Source organism: Glycocaulis sp., from assembly GCF_052168375.1.
Classification (GTDB): domain Bacteria; phylum Pseudomonadota; class Alphaproteobacteria; order Caulobacterales; family Maricaulaceae; genus Glycocaulis.
Genome location: NZ_JBQLZR010000347.1, coordinates 1 through 1964, shown reverse-complemented (window position 1 = coordinate 1964; position 1964 = coordinate 1). Strand labels below are relative to the sequence as shown.

2 protein-coding genes are annotated in these 1964 nt (G+C 69.0%); both read left to right on the top strand.

What is annotated here, in order from left to right; genetic code table 11:
• Positions 1-96 precede the first annotated feature (96 nt).
• On the top strand, positions 97-984 hold the full coding sequence (locus ACTS2Z_RS14375) for a DUF58 domain-containing protein (protein WP_442573890.1): 888 nt from the start codon (positions 97-99) through the stop codon (positions 982-984).
• Positions 984-1964 (top strand): BatA domain-containing protein (locus ACTS2Z_RS14370; protein ID WP_442573889.1); only part of this gene is annotated, 981 nt, incomplete at its 3' end. The genes ACTS2Z_RS14375 and ACTS2Z_RS14370, both read left to right, overlap by 1 nt.

Here is a 1964-nt window from a genome sequence, read left to right as displayed (position 1 = left end):
AGACGGCATTCTCCCACCCCCCCCCCCCTCGGCCCTCGCGGGCCACTCCCCCCGTGAACGGGGGGAGAAAAAGGATCGACACCATGGAGGTGGGGCTTGACCGGTCACAACCCCACGACACTGAGGCGCGCCGCAGAGCGCGCCGCTGCACCCTTGCCGGCCCTGCTGGCCGAAGCCGAGCGCGTGGCGGCGAGTGTGGCGCTTGGCACGCATGGGCGGCGCCGGCCCGGACATGGCGAAACCTTCTGGGAATACCGGCGCCACCGCACCGAAGACGGTGCGCAAGCCGTTGACTGGCGGCGTTCCGCACGCGGCCAGCACCTGTTCGTGCGCGAAACCGAATGGGAAGCGGCCAATGCCGTCTATCTCTGGCGGGACGGATCACCGGGCATGGGCGTAGCCTCTGCTGGCCTGCCGCTGAAGAAAGACCGCGCAGCGGTGTGCCTGATGGCGCTGGCCTCCCTGCTCTATCGTGGCGGTGAACGCATTGCAGCGCTCGGCGAGACCGGACGCCCGCGTTCAGGCCGGACAGGGCTGGAAGTGACGGCACGGGCGCTGGCAACCGGTCCCGGTCAGGCCCAGGCAGTGGAAACCGGTGATGTGGCCCGCCATGCAAGGCTCGTCCTTGCCAGCGATTTTCTTGATCCGCCGGAGACGTGGGCTGCACGCCTTGCCCGGCTCAATGCCAGCGGGGCAGGCGGCGTGTTGCTGCGCATAATCGACCCGTCGGAGGAAGACTTTCCGTTTGCCGGGCGCACCCGGTTTGCCGAACCGGCTGGCAAGGCACACCCACTCCTTCTGGGCAGGGCCGAAGACGCCCGCGACGCCTATCGCCAGGTCTGGGCCGAACACTCCGCCGCGATCACCCTGATGGCCCGCAAGGTTGGCTGGACGCTTGTGACGCACCGCACCGACAGGCCCGCCGGCAATGCGGTGCTCGCCCTCTATCAGGCGATGGCGCCCGGCGCGATGGAGCGAAGCTGATGTTCAGCCTCGGCCCGCTCGGCTTTGCCGCGCCGCTGGCGCTGATTGCGCTTCTGGCGCTGCCGCTTCTCTGGCTTCTCCTGCGGGCGACCCCGCCCGCGCCGCGTCATGTCGTGTTTGCGCCCTTACGGCTCTTGCAGCGCCTGGCCCAGACCCCGCAGACACCGCAAAGCGCGCCCTGGTGGCTCATCCTTCTGCGTCTGCTTGCCGCCGCCATCATCGTGCTTGCACTGGCCCAGCCGGTCTGGCGGCCAGCGGACAATCGCGCGCCGGACATGCCGCTCCTGCTGGTCATCGACAATGGCTGGCAGGGTGCTGCCGGCTGGCCGCGCACCCTTGCGCAGGCCCGTGCCTGGCTGGAAGCGGCGAGCGCGGATGGCCGTCAGGCCGGTCTTCTGCTGACCGCGAGCCCGGAGCCCGTCACGTTTGAACCCGCCGGGACCATACTCTCACGCCTCGAAGCGGCGCGGCCCGAAAGCTGGCCTGCCGTACGGGCTGAAACGCAATCCATACTGCTTGCCTCGCTTTCCCAAGCCGGCACGCCTCAGCGCTTCGAAACGCGCTGGCTGAGCGACGGGATTGCGAGTGAAGCCGATACGCTACTGGCCCGCACCCTGTCAGAGCGTGGACGCCTGACCGTCTCGCTGCCGGGCCGCAATGATGGCGCCCTTGCGCTGACCGGTATTGATGCCGCCGCAGACGGGTTTACCGCCCGCCTCTTGCGGGCTGACAGCAGTGCGCCCCGAGACATCGCCGTCAGCGCCATCGGCCAGGACGGACAGGTGATTGCGCGGGCGACAGCCAGCTTCGCGGCCGGCGAAGCTGAGGCGGCGGCATCGGCGCGTCTGCCCCTTGATCTGCGAAACCGGCTTCGCGTTGTGCGCCTCGAAGGCATCGCATCTGCGGGCGCCGTCCAGTTGCTGGACGATAGCTGGCAACGTCCGCGCCTCGGCCTGATCGAACCGGAAGGCGGTGATAAC